The sequence below is a fragment of the Acinetobacter albensis genome, from assembly GCF_900095025.1.
Taxonomy (GTDB): Bacteria; Pseudomonadota; Gammaproteobacteria; order Pseudomonadales; family Moraxellaceae; genus Acinetobacter; species Acinetobacter albensis.
In genome coordinates, this window is the sequence record NZ_FMBK01000015.1 from 1 (window position 1) to 21,448 (window position 21,448).

General features: G+C 37.7%; 20 protein-coding genes. 18 read left to right on the forward strand and 2 right to left on the reverse strand.

Annotated elements, in window-relative coordinates:
• Window positions 1–197 precede the first annotated feature (197 nt).
• The 7 genes from GA0116959_RS12270 to hisC all read left to right on the forward strand — a co-directional run bounded on the left by GA0116959_RS12270 (window position 198) and on the right by hisC (window position 7,160).
• Window positions 198–1,658 carry an RNA polymerase factor sigma-54 gene (locus GA0116959_RS12270; RefSeq protein ID WP_092720922.1) on the forward strand — a complete coding sequence of 487 codons (1,461 nt, stop codon included), beginning with the start codon at window positions 198–200 and terminating at the stop codon, window positions 1,656–1,658.
• A 166-nt stretch (window positions 1,659–1,824) separates the two neighbouring features.
• The gene (gene hpf, locus GA0116959_RS12275; RefSeq protein WP_053578677.1) at window positions 1,825–2,160 is read left to right on the forward strand and encodes a ribosome hibernation-promoting factor, HPF/YfiA family; all 336 of its coding nucleotides are present in this window, start codon (window positions 1,825–1,827) and stop codon (window positions 2,158–2,160) included.
• A gap of 135 nt (window positions 2,161–2,295) precedes the next feature.
• Window positions 2,296–2,547, forward strand: coding sequence for a BolA family iron metabolism protein IbaG (gene ibaG, locus GA0116959_RS12280; RefSeq protein ID WP_053578676.1), 252 nt, complete (start codon window positions 2,296–2,298; stop codon window positions 2,545–2,547).
• 6 nt (window positions 2,548–2,553) lie between these two features.
• Window positions 2,554–3,813: a UDP-N-acetylglucosamine 1-carboxyvinyltransferase gene (murA, locus tag GA0116959_RS12285; RefSeq protein WP_092720923.1), complete on the forward strand. Its 1,260-nt coding sequence runs from the start codon at window positions 2,554–2,556 to the stop codon at window positions 3,811–3,813.
• The gene (gene hisG, locus GA0116959_RS12290; RefSeq protein WP_053578674.1) at window positions 3,810–4,505 is read left to right on the forward strand and encodes an ATP phosphoribosyltransferase; all 696 of its coding nucleotides are present in this window, start codon (window positions 3,810–3,812) and stop codon (window positions 4,503–4,505) included. Before murA ends, hisG begins: the two co-directional genes overlap by 4 nt.
• A gap of 191 nt (window positions 4,506–4,696) precedes the next feature.
• On the forward strand, window positions 4,697–5,998 hold the full coding sequence (gene hisD, locus GA0116959_RS12295) for a histidinol dehydrogenase (protein ID WP_171256917.1): 1,302 nt from the start codon (window positions 4,697–4,699) through the stop codon (window positions 5,996–5,998).
• Between the two features lie 73 nt (window positions 5,999–6,071).
• The gene (gene hisC / locus GA0116959_RS12300) at window positions 6,072–7,160 is read left to right on the forward strand and encodes a histidinol-phosphate transaminase (RefSeq protein WP_092720924.1); all 1,089 of its coding nucleotides are present in this window, start codon (window positions 6,072–6,074) and stop codon (window positions 7,158–7,160) included.
• A 75-nt stretch (window positions 7,161–7,235) separates the two neighbouring features.
• Here the strand turns inward: hisC and GA0116959_RS12305 are convergent, their stop codons facing one another.
• Window positions 7,236–8,573 carry an anthranilate synthase component I family protein gene (locus tag GA0116959_RS12305; RefSeq protein WP_092720925.1) on the reverse strand — a complete coding sequence of 446 codons (1,338 nt, stop codon included), beginning with the start codon at window positions 8,571–8,573 and terminating at the stop codon, window positions 7,236–7,238.
• A 258-nt stretch (window positions 8,574–8,831) separates the two neighbouring features.
• On the opposite strand from GA0116959_RS12305, the gene filA reads away from it, so the two are divergent.
• From filA to filF, 6 genes are all read left to right on the forward strand, one after another.
• Window positions 8,832–9,866 (forward strand): putative pilus system protein FilA, encoded by a 1,035-nt coding sequence (filA, locus tag GA0116959_RS12310; RefSeq protein WP_092720926.1) that lies wholly within the window; start codon window positions 8,832–8,834, stop codon window positions 9,864–9,866.
• A 196-nt stretch (window positions 9,867–10,062) separates the two neighbouring features.
• A complete protein-coding gene (gene filB / locus GA0116959_RS12315; RefSeq protein WP_053578669.1) occupies window positions 10,063–10,896 on the forward strand; it encodes a putative pilus system C39 family peptidase FilB in 834 nt (277 codons plus the stop codon).
• Between the two features lie 46 nt (window positions 10,897–10,942).
• Window positions 10,943–12,157, forward strand: a complete 1,215-nt coding sequence (gene filC, locus GA0116959_RS12320) for a putative pilus system protein FilC (RefSeq protein ID WP_092720927.1) — start codon at window positions 10,943–10,945, stop codon at window positions 12,155–12,157.
• 12 nt (window positions 12,158–12,169) lie between these two features.
• Window positions 12,170–13,834 carry a putative pilus system OmpP1/FadL family transporter FilD gene (filD, locus tag GA0116959_RS12325; protein ID WP_092720928.1) on the forward strand — a complete coding sequence of 555 codons (1,665 nt, stop codon included), beginning with the start codon at window positions 12,170–12,172 and terminating at the stop codon, window positions 13,832–13,834.
• Window positions 13,828–15,072, forward strand: a complete 1,245-nt coding sequence (filE, locus tag GA0116959_RS12330) for a putative pilus assembly protein FilE (RefSeq protein WP_141684233.1) — start codon at window positions 13,828–13,830, stop codon at window positions 15,070–15,072. The genes filD and filE overlap by 7 nt, the downstream gene beginning before the upstream one ends.
• A 22-nt stretch (window positions 15,073–15,094) precedes the next feature.
• Window positions 15,095–17,044, forward strand: coding sequence for a putative pilus system protein FilF (filF, locus tag GA0116959_RS12335; RefSeq protein ID WP_092720930.1), 1,950 nt, complete (start codon window positions 15,095–15,097; stop codon window positions 17,042–17,044).
• A gap of 68 nt (window positions 17,045–17,112) precedes the next feature.
• Here the strand turns inward: filF and GA0116959_RS12340 are convergent, their stop codons facing one another.
• On the reverse strand, window positions 17,113–17,661 hold the full coding sequence (locus GA0116959_RS12340; protein ID WP_171250311.1) for an NUDIX hydrolase: 549 nt from the start codon (window positions 17,659–17,661) through the stop codon (window positions 17,113–17,115).
• Window positions 17,662–17,786: 125 nt separating this feature from the next.
• On the opposite strand from GA0116959_RS12340, the gene GA0116959_RS12345 reads away from it, so the two are divergent.
• The 5 genes from GA0116959_RS12345 (at window position 17,787) to GA0116959_RS12365 (ending at window position 21,403) form a co-directional block, all read left to right on the forward strand.
• Window positions 17,787–18,404, forward strand: coding sequence for an NUDIX hydrolase (locus GA0116959_RS12345; RefSeq protein WP_053578664.1), 618 nt, complete (start codon window positions 17,787–17,789; stop codon window positions 18,402–18,404).
• Window positions 18,405–18,427: 23 nt separating this feature from the next.
• Window positions 18,428–18,958, forward strand: coding sequence for a gamma carbonic anhydrase family protein (locus tag GA0116959_RS12350; RefSeq protein ID WP_092720931.1), 531 nt, complete (start codon window positions 18,428–18,430; stop codon window positions 18,956–18,958).
• A 130-nt stretch (window positions 18,959–19,088) separates the two neighbouring features.
• Window positions 19,089–19,754: a tRNA (adenosine(37)-N6)-threonylcarbamoyltransferase complex dimerization subunit type 1 TsaB gene (tsaB, locus tag GA0116959_RS12355; RefSeq protein WP_092720932.1), complete on the forward strand. Its 666-nt coding sequence runs from the start codon at window positions 19,089–19,091 to the stop codon at window positions 19,752–19,754.
• A 12-nt stretch (window positions 19,755–19,766) separates the two neighbouring features.
• The gene (locus GA0116959_RS12360; protein WP_053578661.1) at window positions 19,767–20,591 is read left to right on the forward strand and encodes an undecaprenyl-diphosphate phosphatase; all 825 of its coding nucleotides are present in this window, start codon (window positions 19,767–19,769) and stop codon (window positions 20,589–20,591) included.
• Entirely contained in the window at window positions 20,585–21,403 is an 819-nt protein-coding gene (locus GA0116959_RS12365) for a class I SAM-dependent methyltransferase (protein ID WP_092720933.1), read from the forward strand. The genes GA0116959_RS12360 and GA0116959_RS12365 overlap by 7 nt, the downstream gene beginning before the upstream one ends.
• Window positions 21,404–21,448 lie beyond the last annotated feature (45 nt).

A 21,448-nucleotide genomic window follows, 5' to 3' on the forward strand; every position in this document is an offset into this window, starting at 1 on the left:
TCGCCAGCTCATTATTCTAAACCCCCCTCAGTCAAAAGACTGAGGGGGGTTTTTCTATACATAATTTAAAAAGCTGGAAAGTGAAATAAATAAATAATAACGAACAGCATTTGTAGGAATTTTTTAAGTTATATGCTATAAAAATATAATTAGGCATAAAAATTGCTTGTAAATAATTTTAAAAATTTAGGAATTGTATGAAGTTATCGGTTGGATTAAAAGTTGCTAACTCTTTATCGCTTACACCGCAGTTACAGCAGGCCATTCGTTTACTTCAGTTATCTAGTTTGGAACTTGAACAAGAAATTCAACTTCAACTCGATAGTAATCCGCTATTAGATAAAGTAGAGGATCAGTTAAATATTGAGAGTTTAGCTTCTTTAGAGCAGAAAGAAAATGAACATGAAAATAAAGATCTTACCAATGAATTAAATGCAAATACACTTCCTGATGAATTGGCTGTAGATACAGATTGGGATGATATTTATACCCATCAACCAACAAGTTTAGGTTCACCCGAATATGAGGAGCGTGAAGATAATCGTCACGGTCATCTGGGTTTAAAAGAACATATGCTTGAACAAATTAATTTATTACATTTTTCGCCAGTGGATAATTTAATTGCCCATTGTATTGTGGATGCTTTGGATGAAAAAGGCTTTTTAGATGCTGATCTCGATGAAATTACGACATCCGTTCAGTATTTACTGGACTCTATGGATTATGCGGCTGAAGTCGAAAATGATGAAGTTGTTGTTGTCTTAAAGCATATTCAACGACTTGATCCGCCTGGTGTCGCATCGCGTAATTTGGCTGAATGCTTATTGGTACAATTGGAAAGTTTGCCATCAGAAACACCATATCGTCGTGAAGCAATCATTTTATTGGCTCATTATGAGTTATTAATTTCAAATGAATTACAAAAATTGATCAAGCAAACAGGTTTAAATCAAGAACAATTGAAATCTTCGGTGGAATTATTAAAAACGTTAAAAGCTTATCCAGGAATGGAGTTTGAGAATAAAGATTCAGACTATCAAATACCCGATGTAGTGGTGATGAAAAAGAACAATCATTGGCAGGTTAAATTAAATCCTGATGTGATTCCAAAATTAAGAATCAATTCGTTTTATGCCAATATGATTCGACGCGCTGATCAAAGCAATGACAATCAATATTTGCGTAATCAAATGTTGGATGCCAAAAATTTTATTAAAAGTGTAGATGAGCGTCATAAAACTTTATTAAAAGTTGCGACTTGTATCGTGGAGCATCAGAAAAGATTTTTGGAAATCGGTGCTGAAGGGATGAAGCCTTTGATACTGCGTGATATTGCAGAGGAAGTAGAATTACATGAATCTACTGTTTCACGAGTCACGACCAATAAATATATGCTCACTCCGCGTGGTTTATTTGAATTAAAGTATTTTTTCTCCAGTCATGTGTCTACAACCACTGGGGGAGAGGCTTCCTCAATTGCCATTCGTGCTAAAATAAAAAAATTAATTGCTGAAGAAAATCCGCGTAAACCTTTGTCAGATAATATTATTGCTAATTTATTAAAAGATGATGGTATTGATGTCGCGCGAAGAACAGTCGCAAAATATCGAGAGTCGTTACATATTCCCTCATCATCTGAACGAAAAGTCTTGATCTAAAATTTAAAATATGGCTATTCTAGAGATTCATTATGACAACCTAATGAATCTCTTTTTACTTAAGGAATAGTTGCAATGATTTAATGTGAAGCAGATAAAATTTTACTTTCATTAACTCAGCCCGATTATTCTTTTATTATCCTAAAAGAAGGTGAGGGATAGAATTATGCAAATAACAATTCGTGGTCACCATTTAACGATTACTCCTGCCATTGAAGAAGATATTCGCCTTAAATTTGGGCAAATGATCAAACATTTAGATCAAGTTAATAGTATGCAGGTGAAGCTTTCAAAAGATCATCAGATTGATAAACATTCTAAAAAAGGCAGTGCTAACCATATTGCGGAGGCAATTATACGTTTGCCTGGGATTGAAATGTTTGCTCAGGCCAGTGCTGATGATATGTATACTTCGATTAAAAAATTAACAGATAAATTAAAAAGACAACTTCATAAGCATCGTGAAATGCAGGCTATTGTTCCCCCCTTAGTGAATATTTGATTTATTTTGAATAAAAAGAGGTTTTATAAAGACCTCTTTTTTTATATATAAAATGTAAGACATTCCTGATTTATTTTCCATATTTATAGTAAAATGGCAGGTTTTACACCGTTGATCCTATAAGAGGTCTTTGTGATGAATAGTGAACAGCTCACTGAAATTTTAAAAGCTGCTTTTCCAGAGGCTGAAGTTGCAGTTAGTGGGCAAGGCGGTAAGTTTGATCTTCGAATCGTAGATGCACAATTTGAAGGAAAGCGCCCAGTTGCACGTCAACAAACGGTTTATGCTCCGTTAAATTCATATATTGCCAGCGGCGAAGTACATGCCGTCACTATTCGTGCAATGACTCAAGAAGAATGGCGTAAAGCAAGCTTATTCGGAGCTTAAAAATAAATGGATAAATTTTTAATTCAGGGCGGTGTTACGCTCGAAGGTGAAGTGCGTATATCGGGTGCAAAAAATGCAGCCTTGCCTTTACTTGCAGCTATGATTCTGGCTGATACACCAACGACGTTGACCAATGTTCCACATTTAAAAGATGTAAGTACATTAGTCAAACTGATTGCTGGACTTGGCATTCAGATGTCGTATGAAGGTGATACGGTAAAAGCCGATACGTCAACACTGGATAATCAGTTTGCACCTTATGAGTTGGTGAAAACCATGCGTGCTTCGATTTTGGTGCTTGGCCCATTGCTTGCACGTTATGGGAGTGCGCAAGTATCACTTCCAGGCGGCTGTGCGATTGGTTCACGTCCCGTAGATCAACACTTGAAAGCCTTAGAGGCTTTAGGTGCTGAAATAGAAGTTGAAAATGGTTATGTGCATGCCAAAGTTAATGGACGTCTTAAAGGCGGTGAAGTTATTTTTGATATGGTTACTGTCGGTGGAACAGAAAATATTCTTATGGCTGCGGCTTTGGCTGAAGGTGTCACCACCATACGCAATGCTGCTCGTGAGCCTGAAATTACTGACCTTGCACAAATGCTGATTGCCATGGGTGCAAAAATTGAAGGTTTAGATACTGACACTTTGGTGGTGACTGGTGTAGAAAGCTTGCATGGTTGTGAATATGCCGTGGTGGCTGATCGTATTGAGACAGGTTCATATCTTGCTGCTGCCGCAATCACTGGTGGTAAAATTAAAACTACCCATACCGACCCATCTTTACTTGAAGCTGTTTTAGATAAATTCGAAGAAATGGGTGCAGAAGTAACGCGTGGTGATGATTGGATTGAACTGGACATGATGGGTAAACGTCCGAAAGCTGTGAGTTTTCAGACACTTCCACATCCAGAATTTCCAACGGATATGCAAGCACAGATTATGGCTGTAAATGCGATTGGTCGTGGATTTGCCACTATTTCAGAAACGATTTTTGAAAACCGTTTTATGCATGTCCCTGAATTGTCACGTATGGGCGCAAATATTCAGGTTGAAGGTAATGATGCAGTAGTGACAGGCGTAGAAAAACTGTCTGCTGCTCCTGTGATGGCAACAGATTTACGTGCTTCATTTTCTTTGGTTCTAGCGGCCTTGGCTGCGGACGGAGAAACATTGATTGACCGTATTTATCATATTGACCGCGGTTATGAAGATATTGAAGCGAAGTTACAGGGTTTAGGTGCCCGAATTAAGCGAGTAAGTGCATGAGCGATATGAGAAACGATGATCCAAACTTTGACGTAATCGGCAATTTTGATCATGGTTTAACTTTAGCATTAAGCAAAGGGCGTATCTTAAAAGAAACTTTACCATTGCTTGAAACAGCAGGCATTAACTTGCTGGAAGATCCAGATAAATCACGTAAATTGATTTTCCCCACTACGCATAAGCAAGTCCGTATTTTGATTTTACGTGCTTCTGATGTACCGACTTATGTAGAGAACGGTGCAGCTGATTTAGGTGTGGCAGGTAAAGATGTGCTGATGGAACATGGCGCGCAAAATGTGTATGAACCGCTGGATTTAAAAATTGCCAACTGTAAACTCATGACAGCAGGCAAAGTTGGCATGGTTCGTCCAAAAGGCCGTTTAAAAATTGCAACTAAGTATGTCAATTTAACGCGTCAATACTATGCGAGTTTAGGTGAACAAGTAGATGTCATTAAACTGTATGGCTCGATGGAACTTGCACCCTTAGTGGGATTGGGCGACTACATTGTTGATGTGGTCGATACAGGTAATACATTGCGTGCCAATGGTCTTGAGCCACTTGAAGAAATTTGTAAGGTTTCTTCACGCCTTATTGTGAATAAAGCCAGTTTTAAACGCAAACAAGCTTTATTAAATCCAATTTTGACTCAGCTTGAAAAAGCAGTTGAAGCGCGTGAAAGTAAAAACTAGTATTCATATATACCACTTCGAAAAACCGTCACACTGTGGCGGTTTTTTTTATACTCATTTTAAATCGACGGGTGAAAAAAATATTTGCTGTTTTCGTCCTTTTTTTTGTTAAAACAGCATGAATAGATGCGTGATTGCTACCCACAAACTTTAGGAAACAAGGTAAACTTAACTTTTCCATATTCAACCTTGTGGGTAAATTGATGCGACGTTTATCGACTCAAGATCAAAGCTTTAAGCAAATATTTGCTGAATTATTGGCTTTTGAAACAGTGAGTGACCCTGAACTTTTAAAAACTGTAGAGCAAATCATTGCTGATGTTCGTCAATATGGCGATGCTCATGTTCTTAAATTGACTCAACAGTTCGATCGAAATCCTGCGCATCAATTCTCAGAACTTGAACTGACTCAACAACAATTAGAAATTGCTTTTGATGGTTTGGATTATCACGTCCGCGAAGCTTTAGAGTTGGCAGCGAATCGAATTCGTGAGTTTCATCAAGCTCAGAAACAAGAAGGCTGGACTTATATAGATGATTTGGGGAATACCTTAGGTCAAAAAATTACAGCGCTTGACCGGGTTGGAATTTATGTACCTGGTGGTTTAGCGTCTTATCCATCCTCAGTCTTGATGAATGCAATTCCTGCTCATGTTGCGGGCGTACCTGAAATTATTATGGTGGTTCCTGCGCCAAAGGGTGAGTTAAATCCACTTGTGTTAGCTGCTGCCTATTTGGCCGGTGTAAGTCGAGTATTTACCATAGGCGGTGCACAAGCTGTGGCTGCACTGGCTTATGGAACAGAAACGATTCCAAGTGTAGATAAAATTACTGGTCCTGGGAACCGTTTTGTTGCTGCAGCAAAACGTGCCGTATTCGGTCAAGTTGGCATTGATATGATTGCTGGGCCTTCTGAAATTTTGGTTTATGCCGAAGGTCAGAATAATGCTCAATGGTTAGCGATGGACTTATTGTCACAAGCAGAACATGACACCGTTGCACAAGCGATTTTTATTACACCAGATGAGCAACTGCTAAATGAAGTTGAACAAGCGATTGAAGAACATTTAGCCAATTTACCCAAAGCTGAAATTGCTCGTACTTCTATTAAAAATCGTGGTGCTTTGATTTTGGTAAAAGATCGTCAAGAAGCCATTGATTTGATTAACCAAGTCGCACCGGAACATTTAGAACTTTGTTTAGATGAAGCCGAGCAAATGGCAGAACAAATTCGCCATGCTGGTGCAATTTTTATGGGCCGTTATACGCCTGAAGCGATTGGTGATTATTGTGCAGGGCCAAACCACGTATTACCAACCTCTGGTACAGCACGCTTTTCATCACCACTTGGCGTCTATGACTTCCAAAAGCGTTCAAGTTTAATCATGTGCTCGCAACAAGGTGTGAAGACATTGGCCAAAACAGCAGATATCTTGGCGCAAGAAGAAAACTTAGATGCGCATGCACGTTCTGCACGCTATCGTTATCAATAAGTTTTGATTGAAAAAAGGCTGATTGATCGGCCTTTTTTTAAGCCTATAACAGATTTAATCGAGATATTAAAAAATGAAAATTACAACAGAGCAAATGCGTTTTTGGAGCCCGAGCATACGTGAACTTGAACCGTATATTCCAGGTGAGCAGCCAAAAATTCAGAATTTATTGAAATTAAACACCAATGAAAATCCTTATCCACCTTCACCCAAAGTGGTTGCCGCTGTACAGGGTGTTTTAGAAAATGCAGCCGATGTTCTGCGTTTATATCCTGATTCAGATGCATCAGAATTAAAACGAGCCATTGCACAACAACAAAATGTTGATATGAGCAACGTCTTTGTCGGAAATGGATCTGATGAAGTATTAGCCCATATTTTTAAAGCATTTTTTGTACAAGATTTACCTTTGTTGTATGCAGATATTACTTATAGTTTTTATCCTGTTTATAGTCAGTTTTTTGGTGTTAAAACCAAAATTTTACCTTTAAATGAAGATTTTGAAATTGAAGTAGATGACTATAAGCAAGCCAATGGCGGCATCATTATTACTAATCCAAATGCCCCGACCAGTATTGCACTTGGTATATCTGCAATTGAACAGTTACTTCAATCAAATCCAAATTCGGTCATCGTGATTGATGAAGCCTATGTCGATTTTGGTGCTGAATCTGCAATCCAATTGACTAAAAAATATGACAATTTGGTGGTCTGTCAAACGACTTCAAAGTCGCGTTCACTTGCGGGTTTAAGAGTAGGTTTCGCGATTGCACAGCCGCATTTGATTACGGCCTTAGAAGCAGTTAAAAATAGTTTTAATTCATATCCAATCGATCGTTTCGCAATAGTAGCAGCAGTTGCTTCCTTTGAAGATCAAGCTTATTTCGAAACACAATGTCAAAGAGTGATCGATAGTCGTGAAAATTTAGTGAATGATTTGGTGGAATTAGGTTTTAAGGTTTTACCATCAAAAGCTAATTTTATTTTTGCAACACTAGCAGAAAAAGATGCCGGTGAGTTAGCTGCAGAATTAAGAGAGCATGGCATTATTGTCCGCTATTTTAATAAGCCGCGTATTAATCAATATTTACGTATTACGGTTGGTACCGATGAGCAAAATCAGCGTTTAATAGATACTTTAAAAAATAATATCTTGGTTTAATTTTATTATTCAGTATCTGATTGCAAAAAGATAAAGATTAATTTAAAGCGAACGCTCATTTGATGGTTCGCTTTTTTATTTCTTTTTTGCATAATGATTGAGTAAATCCAGCATCGCAGAAACTTTATCAAAGCATTCTTGATATTCGGCATCGGCATCGGAAGCAATAGTGATGCCGCCACCGGCCCACAATGAAACATTTTCTTGATATTTTTGAATAGAGCGAATTAAAATATTCCAAGAACCTGTCCCATCAACATTAAAATAACCCAAACTACCGCAGTAAGCACCACGTGGTGCCACTTCAAGTTCATCAATAATTTGCATGGCACGAATTTTAGGTGCACCAGTAATTGAACCACCAGGCAGTGCGGACATCAGTACATCTAACGGGGAAACAGATTCTTTTAGTGTTGCTGTAATTTCACTGACCATATGATGAACTTGCTTAAAGGACTCAATTTCAAAAAGTTGAGTTGTATTCACTGATCCTATTTCGGCATAACGGCTTAAATCATTGCGCATTAAATCGACAATCATCAGATTCTCAGCTTGATCTTTTTCAGATTGAATCAGTTTTTGTTTAGATCCTTCATCTAAAGTAGAGTCGCTATAACGAGGCATTGTTCCTTTGATCGGCCGTGTAATTATTTTCCGATCATGTTTAAAATCAATGAATAATTCGGGGGAACAACTGAGTAATTCAAAATCATCAATTTTTAAATAGCCTGAATAGGGGGCATCGGTGAGTTTCCAAAAGTCTTCAGCTGTTGCCAATAATAACCCTTCAGCTTTTGCAGTAAATTCCTGTGTTAAATTTATTTGATAGCAATCACCTGCTTGAATATATTCTTGGACCTGCATAAAAGCATTCAGATAGTTATTTTTATCCCAACTTGGCGTACATGGTTGGTTCAATAAAAAAAAAGGTTTATTTTCACGATTTAATTCTTTCTGAACACGTTCAAATATTGCTTCTCCTTCTTCTTCATCGCTAAAAAATGTCCATCCTTCAGGAGTAAGTTTTAAATAGCTATGATAAACCCCTAAAAATAAGCTGGGTTGTAGTTTTTCTTGAAGATTAACGTATTCTTGAGCCGCATGATCATAACTAATAAAACCAATTAAACCGCCCTTAAAATCATGTAAATTATTTTGGTTGAGAGGTTTGGAAACAAAATTAAAATCTGTAAATTGAGTTTGTTCTTGATATTGACAGAGTGTAATTCTTTTAAAATTTTGAGAAATTTTATTTTTAATCAAAAGATATTCAGAAGCAAAAAAAGCAATAACGGGTTGATTGTTGTTTTTTAAATAAACCAAATGGTTAAAAGATGATAAAGCTGAAAGGATTTGAGCAGCGCTAATTGATTGTTTAATTAATAATTTTTGAAAGATGTGAGAGTGGTGCATACAGATAAAAGTATCAAAGGCTATACAGATATTTGCTATTCTATAACACTATTTATGCACAAAGTACGTAAATACCGTTTGTCGGTAACATAAATATTACGACCAATAACAGTTGAATAAAACATCACACAGATATAACTTTAGTGAGGCAATAAAGATCACTCAAGGAAAATTCACTGTTGACTAAAAAAGAACAGCAATAGTGAATATCGAGTGATTCCTAATCGAAAAAAAATAATACTCTTGGGAGAGTACGAAATGAAAAAATTCACTAAACTTGCTTTAGTTTCTTCATTAGCAATTAGCGCAAACGCGATGGCAATGCAAGCAATGGATGATGCTACATTGGGCGCTACTACTGGTCAAGATGGAATTAACATCGGGATTGGTCTTTCAAAAATTGAAATTGAAAAATTATTTATTCATGACAATAATGGTTTAACTGCAGCGGGTACAGCGGGTACAGCGGGTTTTGGTGGTACATCAACTGCGGGTGCTATTTCAATTAAAGGAAATGGTGCTGGTGCGACTGCAACCAATGGTATCGTTATTTCTGCTCCAGTAAATGCTGCGGGTACTGCTTATGATACAACTCGTATGTTGGCTACTGGGCACTTGGCTGATTTGTCTATCGATTCGGATGCTGGTACAGGTACAGGAAACACTGCATTTATTAATATTGCTGCGAAAGTATCTGGTTTAGATATTGCAATTGGTGAAATTGGTGTTACAGCTTCTAATGCTGCTCCTGCTGTTGGTGCAACTTCGATTCGTCGTGGTGGTGATGATGCGAACTACAATGCAGTTCTAAGTGGTTTAACCCTTAAAACTGGTAAAATGGATGCCAACATTCAAGTCGGTGCTTCACCTCAAGGTGCGATGATTATTCTTGATACAACGATGATTGGTGGTTTAGAAATCACTAACTTGGGTATTTTGGATAATTCAACTAGACAAGGTGCGGGTGATGGTACTAGTGCGGCTAACCGTGCAGCTGGTGAAATCCATATCGATAGCATAAAAGTTGCAACTGCTAATACTACTGATTTGGCTGTAGATGCTAAAGTAAGTGTTTATGGTAAAACTGATACCAATAATGGTTACTTACAAATTGTTGCTGGGACAAAAAATACAACAGGTACAGACATTTATGTTTCTGGTGTTAAATTAGGTAGTTCAGCTGCTGCTTCAATTGGTGATATTGAAGTGCAAGGTTTGAAAACTTATTACAACCCAACTGGCGCTTTCGGTGCTAATGTGATTGGTACTGCAATCACAGTATCTGGTCACTAATTTGGTTTGAAAAAAGCGCGTGAATTCACGCGCTTTTTTTTTACAAAAATAATGTTAAATTTTTCAAAAAGGCTAAATAAAAGCTGTTTTTTTTTATAAAAAAGGTTATCTTTCTGTTACATGGATGTAGAGCATAAGCTCTAGAACAATATTATACAAAGGCGCGTCATGCCGATAAATAGAAAAGTTAAAAGATATGTTAGAGATTGCATTAGGCTCGGCATTGATGTACTACTTTGCCACTGAAGCCTTTGATATTAAGAAAAAACCAGCAGAGGCTGTGTATTACACAGAAATGCTCGATTCTCGCCAAAACTCCTTTAATCGCATGCACAGAGAGCCAGTTCTCATTAAGCCTGCTTTAGTGGATCAATTTCGCGGTATTGTTCGTCAAGCTTATGATTATAGCTGTGGATCAGCAGCATTAACGACATTACTCAATGGTTATGTTGGTACGCAGTTATCTGAGCAACAAACCATGAATGGATTGTTGAAATTTGGCGAAACAGAAAAGATTATTCAACGCCGCAGTTTTTCTCTTTTAGATATGAAACGTTTTGTTGGTGCATTGGGTTTAGAAAGCGGTGGCTTTAAGGGCGAATTTTCAGATTTAGTCAAGCAAGCTCAACCTGCAATTGTACCTATTTCTTATGCTGGGTTTAAACATTTTGTTGTCTTTAAGGCGTATAAAAATGGTCGAGTATATGTCGCCGATCCTGCCTTAGGGAATATTAGTTTTGATGAGCAGCGTTTTAAAGAAATTTGGGAAAATAATACGCTCTTTTTAATTAATGTCGCACCCGAGCAAAGAAAAAGTCTATTGGCTTTACAAGATGCTGACTTACGTCATGTCGAGGATGCAACAGTGAATCGCTATGCTTTTGTTGATATGCAATATCCTCAATTTTATAGTGAAAAAATTGCAGATAAAGCCTCAACAATTCGGTTAGATAAAAATTTAAATGAAGATTCAGCCAATTTTGGTGACCCGACATATAATTTCTTAAGACTTTATTACAAAAGTAAATAACGTTTTAACAGTGCAGATTAAAAAAATAAAAATGGTAGGATGAAATATGAATCGTAAATGGATGAACAAAACTTTATTGGCTTTGAGTATTCAAATGACAATTGGGGTTGTGTATGCAGCAGAAGATCCTGCACTTGGAGAATATGAGGTTGTAGAGCAACAAGACGTTGCTTCTACACCATCAAGTTCTGAAACTCTAGCAGCATCGCCCACGTTTGCAAAAAGTGAGGCAGCAGATCAGAAAAATACTGATACTGTGGCAGCACCATCACAATCTGAAACTCTTGCACAAACCGAAGTTCAACCTGTAGATGAGCGTTCACAAGCTTCTTCTGCCTTACAGCAGCAAGAAGGTGATGCCAGTAAAGAAGCCAATTTACAAGAAGTTTTCACCTCAAATGAAAGACAGTATTCATTGATCAAAAAGGGTGAAATTTCATCTTTTTATGATATTGATTATACGTATTATCGTGATACTCAAATTGATGCGGAAATGGCGAAAGGTCAGCTATATCAACTTCGAGTTCAAGAGAATGCAACCCATTCTATTACTAATAATTTTACTGCACAGTATGGTGTTTTAGATAATTTAACATTTACTGCTTCATTGCCCCTCGTGGCTAAAACAGATTTATTAAAAGATACTTCTACAGCAGGATTGGGTGATATTTCTTTTGGTGCGCGTTGGGAACCTTTCCCTTTAAAAGCGGGAAGACTGCCACTGATTTTATTTGGTAATGTATCGACTAAAACGGGTGATAGCCCTTATGAAATTAATGCCACAGAGGATTTATCAACAGGTAAAGGTTATTACTCTGCTGGCGTAGGTGCAAGCACGCGTAAATATATTGATCCAGTAGTGCTGTTTGCTTCTGTTTCTGCCAATTATGGTTTTAAAGAATCTGGCTTAAATCAGAAGCGTGGTTCACGTATTATTGATGAATTTGAACCTGGAATCAGTGGTGGTTTTGCCTTTGGTTTTGCTTATTCATTTAATTATGATGTATCTATGACCATGTCATATCAGCAAAGTTTTAATACCGGTTCTGAGTTCACTTATAACACTAATGGCATAATTGAATCATATTCGCCTGCTGATCAAACCAGCTCTACACTCGGAATTTCGTTGGGTGTTCGTGTTTCACCAGAAACGATTGTGAATGGCACAGTGGGTATTGGATTAACGGAGGATGCACCAGATGTTTCTCTAGGTCTATCTTTCCCGCTTGATATTTTAGGCTTCGGCAAGAAATTACGCTAAGAGGGTAGTCGTATGTACACAATTCGACTTCGCCCGCTAGCTGTAGCAATTATATTATCGGGTTGTTCAAGTTTGTCTTTTGCTCAATTGGGCACTAACTTATCAGTTGATATTCGGTCACTCAGTATGGGTAATGCTGTTACAGCAGACCCACCTGGGATTAGTGCCATTCATTTTAACCCTGCAGCTTTAACGAAAATTGAAGGTTTACAAACCGATGTGCAGGGAATTCTAGCAAATTTTGATGTAAAAAGAGAATTTTCAGTTCCTCAGGGGTTTAATGTCTTTGGCTACTCTGACGATCCCTTAGTCTGTAACGATGGTCCAGAAGTCGCGGCCGATATTTGTACTGATTTTAAAGGAACCGTCAATGGGGATGTAGAATACGTTAGCCTGTACGTTCCCATTTTAAAGAAAATGGTCGATTTGGGTGAAGGTATTCCGATGGTCGCTCCGACTGCAGGTATTGCTTATAATCCTCCTGGTTCAAAAACCACATTCGCAACTGCAATTTATGCACCCTTAGTTGCTGGTTTTGGTACAGAAAATGGAAATGCTGGTAACTACATGGGGCAACAAGTTGCTTTAGAGCGCATTACCTATTTATCACCTTCTATTGCCTATGAGGTCAATGACCATTTATCTATCGGTGCTTCCGTAGGTATGTCCTATCAAGCGATTGGACTCAAAACAGATTTACGTTTTCCCAATGAGTTAATTGGGATGTTGCGAATGATTGATGAGGTGGTTTGTACTCCTTTTAAAGAAAATCAAGATATTATTACCGACATTTTATTGCTGGGCATATGTAATACAGAAGAGGGTATGAATCCCTTTGGTCGTTTTGGACAAATGCAGGTTGCGTTAGAACAATCCTTAAGTCCAAGTTATAATTTGGGTGTACTGTGGGAACCGACTGAAGACTTTAGCTTTGGTATGGTGTATCAAAGTTCTGCGAAAATGCGTTTAAAGGGTAAATACCATATTGATAATGCGAAAGCGCCTCGTGAGTTAATCAAAGGATTGATGTCTTCACCTACAGGACAAATTCTTGCTGCGATTCTCGGCTTTCCAAACTCTATTCCTGCCAGTGAATCTGGTTTGGTTTCAATGGACTTTGAATATCCTGCGCATTTTCAAACGGGTATAAAATATAAAATTCTACCTGATTTGCAAGTAAATTTTGATATAGGATGGACCGATTATCGGGCTTGGGATAAGTTCAAGTTTGAATTTGACAGACAAATTTCAGCTTTAAAAATTGCAAAATTACTTTCTGAAAATATTGGTGATGCGTCTTTGGCCTTACCTCTGGAATTTACTTCTCCATGGAATTTTGGTATTGGTTTCGAATACTCAGCCACAGATCGTTTAAAGTTACGTGCAGGCTATGAGCCACGTACCAGTGCAATTCCTGATAATAAACGTAATACCATGATTCCTATTAACAATGCACAATTGTTTGGATTGGGTGTAGGGTATCAATTTGATGCAGATACTGATTTAGATTTATCTATCGGATTTTTACGCAGTCGAGATAAAATTCCAGCGAATACCAGTAGCTTAGCAAACCAAACAGGTGTCAATAATATTTTATTAAATCCATATGCGGGTTTAAATATTAAAACCGATACTAAAGTCACGATTCTAGGATTGAACTATAGAACACGATGGTAAATAAATTGAAAAAATTGAAAAGGATTTCTTTAAGAAAAACGATACTTACATTATGTTTGATGCAAGTATCTGTTTCATATGCAGGTGAGTTTTATACCATTATTGGACCTGATGGGCGGCCAATAGTGGTGCAACAACCGAGTCAGCCAAAAATTAAAAAAATAGAAGTGATGCAGTCAAAACCTAGCGTTGCAATCACATCAGAGAAAAAGCAGCAAGACAGTAATCATAAAGAAACTTATCCACAAAAAGACCTTCAAGAAAATATACCACCAGCAGTGGCCTCTATTCCTGAACCTGAAATAAAACGGAAGTCTCCTCAAGTAGCGGTAATTCAAGAGCCGTTAGTAAAACCTGTGAAAAAAACGACAATTGACAAGATTAAAAAAGAACCTTATCCGCAGATTCCTGTAAAGTCGCAGCCAGTTCAACCGCTACAAACAGTTACACCGATTAAAGTCGAGCAGAAGCAGAAAAAAACTGAAACTCAGGTGATTACTTCAACTGTACAACAAGATAGAAATTCACAAGCGAGTGATGCTTTTGTCATTATTGATGATGAAAAATATATTAAAAATGAATATTTAGAAGATAAAGAGTTTAATTTAGAAGGTAAGAAGCGTTTTTATGCCATGCCTGAAGGAGTGATTGATATCAAGCATGGTGCAACACGTTTGCAACTTGTTGAAAGAGAAAAAGGGGTGAGTCAGTCCATCCTACAATCACTTTTTAAGAAAAATCAAAAACAAGATACTGGACCGATTACTTTATCTTCCACTTATTATCGAATATCACAACAAAATGCTATAAATGGCTTAGGGCAACAATGTTTTCAAGATAAAAAAATTAAAAATGCCAAAGCTGTGAGTTTGAATAAAGAAGTCAATATTTGGCCTCGTGCACCACTCAAAGACCAATTTGACTTTGAGATTGTCAAAATATCTGATGCAATTCAAAATATTCAAATTAACTCTTATGCTTCACGCCAACAGAATCCAACATTTTATTGGCCATTTGTGGTTTTTTTGGATGCACAGGGCTGTGTACTTGAAGGTGCTGGTGGCTTTAAAAATCATGATACCGCTGCTTCCTTTCGCTCTCATGAAAAAATTGAAGGCGTAATTCATGTGCCTGTTAACAGTCAATATTTATTATTAACACCTTTGGCCAGTGCCATAGATTTAGAAAATAGAGCACTGACCAATCACGGTCAATTGAAATTAATTGCAATTCGCTAAAGCTATAAAAAGAGAATTTAGGATGAAAAATAAATATTTATTACCTTTTGCACTCACCAGTCTAATGGCTGCTTTAAGCGGTTGTGGTGGAGAAAGTGCCAATGTTGTCCCTGAAGAATATGACTCGAGTACCGAAAATGGTGCTTGTACGATAGGCACAGAAGGATGTGTGCAGTTCGCTTTAGATTATCCAATTGACGGATTAAATTTCACTTGTAGCAGTGACACGATCAATAGCTTTATTTCTATTATGAGTTTAAATAATGGTGCTGCAACGGGGAGTTGTCGAGTTGGGGATAAAGTGTCTTTCTTCATCAAAAGTGAAAAAGATAAAAAAATTAATTTGGGTGTAGTCGATTTAAATTCAATTGCTTTAGTCAGTACTGCTCAACCGCCACGCTTAACTATTTTAGATATTGCAATTGGCATGACCAATCAACCTGCTGCTGCTTTATCCCAAGATGATCCAACCGTCAAAGTAGCCATGAAATTAGCCAAGATTTTTCAGGCTTTGGCATTACAAGACAGTAAAATTGTTGAACCTACAGATGTTCAAGTGCTTTATATTACTGATGCAATGCGAACCAAATTAGATCTGATTTTAAGTTCAGTGACAGCACAACAAATTATTAACGATCAATATATTGGGATTATTAAGCCTTGGGTTGATGTTTCAGTAATTAGCGATGATCAAGCTTTTGAAGTGGTGAAAAAACTCATTACAATTTCAAATGCAGCCGTTTACCAACCTGAATTTTCATTATTCTCAACCAGCGGTGCATTTGGTAATTTATTGTCAGGTTCTGATGGTTTGGTGGGCTGTAACAAAGAGGATTGTACTCCGACAACGAACAGTTCTATTCAATATCTCTTTGGGCATTTCTTGTTGATTACCGACCGACAAGGTTATACTTTCGGCAGTGGATTACAGTGGAAAGGGCCTATGACAGGCTCATTATCGACCATCAGTGGAATAAATGCTGAATTAATACGCAAAGTAAAACCTGTCCGTATGACAGCGCAAGCCCAATCACATTGGATTAATCCAGTGAATAAAAGAATTGATCAAAACTATCAATTTGATATTGCAGATGTTAATTCACAACCTTTAGTTGTGACTCAAGGCAGATTGTATAATGATTATATGATTGCGGGGAAAGAGAATTTTTATAAATTACTCACGAAGAAAACCACAGTGAGTGCTGAAGATCGTAAAGATTTTGGGAAATGGCAACAGAATTTTACAACAGGTGAAGTTTATAAAGGGTCATTAGATTTATATAAAATTTTCCCAATTACTTATTTAGATAAAAGCGTTTTTAAATCTGTAAATAATGTGAAAGTAGGCGAGAGCTATGTTTTTCCTCTGTATGCAGATTTGACGTTTAAATTTACAGATACGACGGTACCCGAAGTGAAACTGGGTATTGTGATTGATGAAAATGGTGATATTCGCTCGAATATGAAGTCCGGCTTTACAGACAATGATATGTCTACTTCAAATAATGCATGTACTGAAAACAACTTTGATCGTACAACATTTATAGATGGTAATGATGTGCAGCAATATCGCTTAGGAACAGTGGCACGAGCCTTTACTGAGAATAAAACCATTTCTATGCGTATGGTTTTAGCCAATGATGTTTTTAAGAAAATAAATGGTGCTTTGGTTGGCATGAACACTACCATTAAAACTTCAACTGAATCTTCTGGTGCAGATGTCGTCATTGGAGGGGCACTTTTAAACTTATCCGAATTATTAAAAGTGAATAATGGACAAGCTGTAATCAGATTTAAACAATCAGATGGTAGTACTGATGTTAAATGGGGCAGTAGCTTAGCCAGTTTCCAAGGTGTTTATAATACCAATAATAAAGATGCAGTAACGCCTGCGGATACCGCTTTGGCGCAATTAAATGGCGGAAATTTAGAGCTTAAATTAGCATCATGTTATGGTGTAAAAATGAAGTAATTTTGAATAAAAAAAGCTCATCCATGGATGAGCTTTTTTTATACTTTATAACCGTCATTTTTTTAAAATTAGCCCGTATGATCTAAACGTGAACCTAATGTTTCCAAATGCATGTCAAAAGTATTGTTTTTTCTATCCGCAAAATAATGTTTTAGTGTGTGTTCTACACTTGGGAACGCCAATTCAGACCATGGGATTTCATGTTCTTCAAAGAGTCGACATTCGATACTTTCTTCACCTGCACCAAATGCCCCATTGATTAAATTGGCTTTAAATAAAACATAAATTTGACCAATGCGTGGAATATTGTACATACAATAAAGATGTTCAATTTCTACTTCTGCCTCTGCTTCTTCTCGTGTCTCACGAGCAGCACCTTGTTCCATGGTTTCAAATAATTCCATATAACCCGCTGGAAGTGTCCACAAACCGTAACGCGGTTCAATGGCTCGACGGCAAAGTAAAACTTTATTCTCCCAAAGTACCAGTGCGCCACAAATAACTTTAGGATTGATGTAATGAATATTGCCACAATCTGTACAAACACGACGCAATTGATGGTCGCCTAGTGGAATTTTTTCCGTTGTTTTATGTCCACAAATTACACAGAAATTCATATTCATCATCAATGATAAAGGTATGATCAGCATAACTGAAAAATCGAACTTTAGCATCATTTCTATCTTTTGGAAGAAAAATTCAGCTATGATGAATCAAAGAAGAAATAATGGAAGAATAACGTATGGATGATGATTCATTAACTCAATTATTACAGCAGAGATTACGTTTTTCTCCACGGGTTAAACCTGCTCAAGCGGCTGTATTAATTGCTATTACCAATGAATCCAATCCCAAGGTTTTACTAACACGCCGTTCTATTTATCTTTCAAATCATGCCGGCGAAGTATCATTTCCAGGTGGAAAAAGAGATCCTCAAGACACCAGTAATATCGTTGTGGCGTTACGTGAAGCCTATGAAGAAACAGCATTAAATCCCTTCGATGTGCAATTGATTGGTGATTTGCCAATGCAAAAAGCACGTAATGGAATGTTAGTCAAACCTGTGGTTGGATTGATTCCACCTGAAGTCAAATTAATTGCTCAACCTACCGAAATTGATCGGATTTTCTTTGCTTCATTAAGTAGCTTGATGAATGCACCTCCTATTCCCTATGAAGTACGTTATGCCCATCAATCTTTATATTTTCCCAGTATGCGAGTGGAAAATGAGATTGTTTGGGGATTAACAGCTCGTATGCTGGTTTCACTTTTTCAATATGGATTGAATTATCAAAAGGAGTGGCCTTTTTTATTAAATTCACCTGCTTTTCGTATAAATAAAACAAAACGTGATGAATAAGCTCAGAAAAGGAATAGAGAAAAATGTTGTATAAATTTAAAGGGCATACCCCACAAGCTTTACATCAACCTTGGGATGGTTGGGTTGCAGACAATGCAATAGTCATCGGCCAAGTAGAAATGGGTAGGCAAGTCAGTGTTTGGTTTGGTGCTGTTATTCGAGCAGATAATAGTAAAATAAAAATTGGTGACTTGACCAATGTGCAAGAAAATGCAGTGTTACATACCGATGCTGGAATTGAAATGCAGATAGGCAGTTATGTCACGATTGGACATCAAGCGATGCTGCATGGTTGTACCATTGGAGATAATACGTTAATTGGCATTAATTCGGTCATTTTAAATCATGCAGTGATTGGTAAGAATTGCATTATCGGGGCAAATGCATTAATTCCTGAAGGCAAGGTCATTCCAGATAATTCAGTCGTGATGGGATCACCGGGGCAAATAGTAAAAACTTTAGAGCCTGCCGATGAAATTAAGCTGAAAATGTCCGCGCTGCATTATGCAGAACATTTTAAGAATTTTCAGAACTTAGAAAGAGTTGAACTGTGATTTGATGACTTTATTCAGCCAAGCAAATGCTTGGCTTTTTTGTATTCCTCAGATGGAAAATCTCGCCTAGTGCGGATGAGTGGAGTATCATATGCATCGTTTTTTACATTTAAATTAATTAAGGTCGTGCATGAAATTGCTGGCGTTGGAAACTGCCAATGAGCAGTGTTCCGTCTCTATTGTAGATGAAACCCAAGAATTGTTTTTCCAATTAGATGCGCGAGCAAAAGCACAAACGCAAACGATTCTCCCGATGATTGATCAGGCATTTAAACAGCTTGGCCTATCTGCATCTGAATTAACGGCGATTGCCTTTAGTCGCGGTCCCGGTTCTTTTAGTGGTGTCCGAATTAATGCAGCTGTGACTCAGGCATTGGCATGGGCAAATGATCTTCCGGTCGTTCCTGTTTCAAGTTTACAAGCACTTGCACAAGCAGCTTATCGGGTGCTGGGATTAAAATCAGTTACGGCCGTACTCGATGCACGAATGCAGGAAGTATATATTGCGAGTTTTGAGCTTGATCAACACGGCATTATGCAAGCAGTAGATGAAGAGCAACTTCTGAATTATAGCAATGCAAGTCAAGTGGTTCAGTTTGAAATAGTCGGTTCAGGTTCAGCTTTAATTCAGCCTGAACAAATACAATACAAAGACTTAAGTGCGACTGCGCAAGATATTGCTACCATTGCTCGCTTAAACGTGCAACAACAAAAATGGGTCAGTGCTGAACAAGCATTACCTGTGTATTTACGTGATAATGCTTGGAAAAAAATTCCAGAACAGGGCAAATCATAATTAGGATTTTCTATGGATCTTTTACTGCTGCTCAAAGCGGCAATTATGGGTATTGTTGAAGGTATTACCGAATTTTTACCAATTTCGAGTACTGGACATTTAATTCTCGCTTCGGAACTGATGAATTTCTGGACCAAAGAAAAAAGTGATGTATTTGTGATTGCCATTCAAATGGGGGCAATTGCAGCAGTGATTTATGAATACTGGGCACGTCTTTGGGGTGCAGCAACGGGTATGTTTACCGGAGAACCGAAAGGTCGCCGTTTAGGGTTTAGCCTGATTATGGCTTCAATTCCGATTGTGTTGATTGGACTGACTTTGGGTCAATCCATCAAAGAGCTGTTGTTTAACGACATTGCCGTGGCGATTGGTTTAATTATCGGTGGTTTAATTATTATCTGGATTGAAAAAAATCCACCTGTTGTTAAAGCACAAGAAGTGGAAAATATTAGTTATAAAGAAGCCATTTGGATTGGTTTAATCCAAGTATTATCACTGATTCCTGGGACTTCACGCTCAGGAGCAACGATTATTGGGGCGATGTTTTTAGGCGTATCCCGTAAAGCAGCCACTGAATTTTCATTCTTCTTGGGCATTCCAGTCATTATTGGTGCAGGTCTTTTAGATTTATATCAAAGTTATGATGTGTTCAAGACTAATCAAGATTGGCTGGTGCTTGCTACAGGAACGCTTGTTTCATTTATATCTGCCTTAATTTTAATTCGAGTGTTGGTGGCGTATGTTGCAAAGCGTGATTTCATGATTTTCGCTTGGTATCGTATTGCTTCAGGCCTCCTCATTTTACTCTTTGCATTGACAGGCTGGAAATTATGGTAAGCGATATCCGCTTATTTGTAGAACCAGAATTTCAAGAGAAAGCACAGCACTATTCTGCTGTGCTTTCTGATCGTGGGGTACAGGTCAATCTAAGCGTGGTTGAAAAAATCAATGCTCGCTTCTTACGTTTGAACCCAGAATTGGGCTTATGTGTAGATCAGACTGGACTGTGGCTGTGCGCCGATGGCATGAAAATGCAACCCGACTGGAAAGCTGAAATTCCCCGCTTAAAAAGATCATCAATAAAATCTGAAATGATTGCACGAGCATGTAATTTGGGTGAGAAACCTAGTTTAATTGATGCGACTGCAGGATTGGGACATGACAGTTTACTGATGGCGCATTTAGGTGCGCAGGTCACACTCGTTGAACGGCATCCGATTTTATTTACCTTGCTGGAAGATACGCAAAAAAATGCTGAAAAAGATTCATTTTTAAGTCCAATTGTTGCGCGGATTCATTTGGTTTTTTCTGATTCTGCTGATTATTTGAAACAGCAAGCACATCAACACAATACGGTAGATGTGGTTTATCTTGATCCGATGTTTCCGCAACGTGATCAAAATCAGCAAGCCATTAAAAAACAGGCTCAGGTTAAAAAGCAAATGCAGTTACTGCATTTGCTTTTGCCAGAGGATGGAGAAATGGATCTTGGGAACAATTTATTGATTTTAGCCCAAAAAATAGCCAAACGTGTGGTGGTGAAGCGTCCACGTTTGGCTGTATTTCTTGCCGAACAGGAGCCACAACATCAATGGTCGGGAGATGCCTGCCGTTTTGATGCCTATTTTCAGCAGCATCTTATAGAGTAGTTTGGTAAATGCCTCAATATTGAGCATTAATTTGTTATATAGTGA

Coding starts and splice junctions, on each gene's coding strand:
- GA0116959_RS12270 (WP_092720922.1), top strand. CDS start 198: ATGAAGTTATCGGTTGGATTAAAAGTTGCTAACTCTTTATCGCTTACA.
- hpf (WP_053578677.1), top strand. CDS start 1,825: ATGCAAATAACAATTCGTGGTCACCATTTAACGATTACTCCTGCCATT.
- ibaG (WP_053578676.1), top strand. CDS start 2,296: ATGAATAGTGAACAGCTCACTGAAATTTTAAAAGCTGCTTTTCCAGAG.
- murA (WP_092720923.1), top strand. CDS start 2,554: ATGGATAAATTTTTAATTCAGGGCGGTGTTACGCTCGAAGGTGAAGTG.
- hisG (WP_053578674.1), top strand. CDS start 3,810: ATGAGCGATATGAGAAACGATGATCCAAACTTTGACGTAATCGGCAAT.
- hisC (WP_092720924.1), top strand. CDS start 6,072: ATGAAAATTACAACAGAGCAAATGCGTTTTTGGAGCCCGAGCATACGT.
- GA0116959_RS12305 (WP_092720925.1), bottom strand. CDS start 8,573: ATGCACCACTCTCACATCTTTCAAAAATTATTAATTAAACAATCAATT.
- filA (WP_092720926.1), top strand. CDS start 8,832: ATGAAAAAATTCACTAAACTTGCTTTAGTTTCTTCATTAGCAATTAGC.
- filB (WP_053578669.1), top strand. CDS start 10,063: ATGTTAGAGATTGCATTAGGCTCGGCATTGATGTACTACTTTGCCACT.
- filC (WP_092720927.1), top strand. CDS start 10,943: ATGAATCGTAAATGGATGAACAAAACTTTATTGGCTTTGAGTATTCAA.
- filD (WP_092720928.1), top strand. CDS start 12,170: ATGTACACAATTCGACTTCGCCCGCTAGCTGTAGCAATTATATTATCG.
- filE (WP_141684233.1), top strand. CDS start 13,828: ATGGTAAATAAATTGAAAAAATTGAAAAGGATTTCTTTAAGAAAAACG.
- filF (WP_092720930.1), top strand. CDS start 15,095: ATGAAAAATAAATATTTATTACCTTTTGCACTCACCAGTCTAATGGCT.
- GA0116959_RS12340 (WP_171250311.1), bottom strand. CDS start 17,661: ATGAATTTCTGTGTAATTTGTGGACATAAAACAACGGAAAAAATTCCA.
- GA0116959_RS12345 (WP_053578664.1), top strand. CDS start 17,787: ATGGATGATGATTCATTAACTCAATTATTACAGCAGAGATTACGTTTT.
- GA0116959_RS12350 (WP_092720931.1), top strand. CDS start 18,428: ATGTTGTATAAATTTAAAGGGCATACCCCACAAGCTTTACATCAACCT.
- tsaB (WP_092720932.1), top strand. CDS start 19,089: ATGAAATTGCTGGCGTTGGAAACTGCCAATGAGCAGTGTTCCGTCTCT.
- GA0116959_RS12360 (WP_053578661.1), top strand. CDS start 19,767: ATGGATCTTTTACTGCTGCTCAAAGCGGCAATTATGGGTATTGTTGAA.
- GA0116959_RS12365 (WP_092720933.1), top strand. CDS start 20,585: ATGGTAAGCGATATCCGCTTATTTGTAGAACCAGAATTTCAAGAGAAA.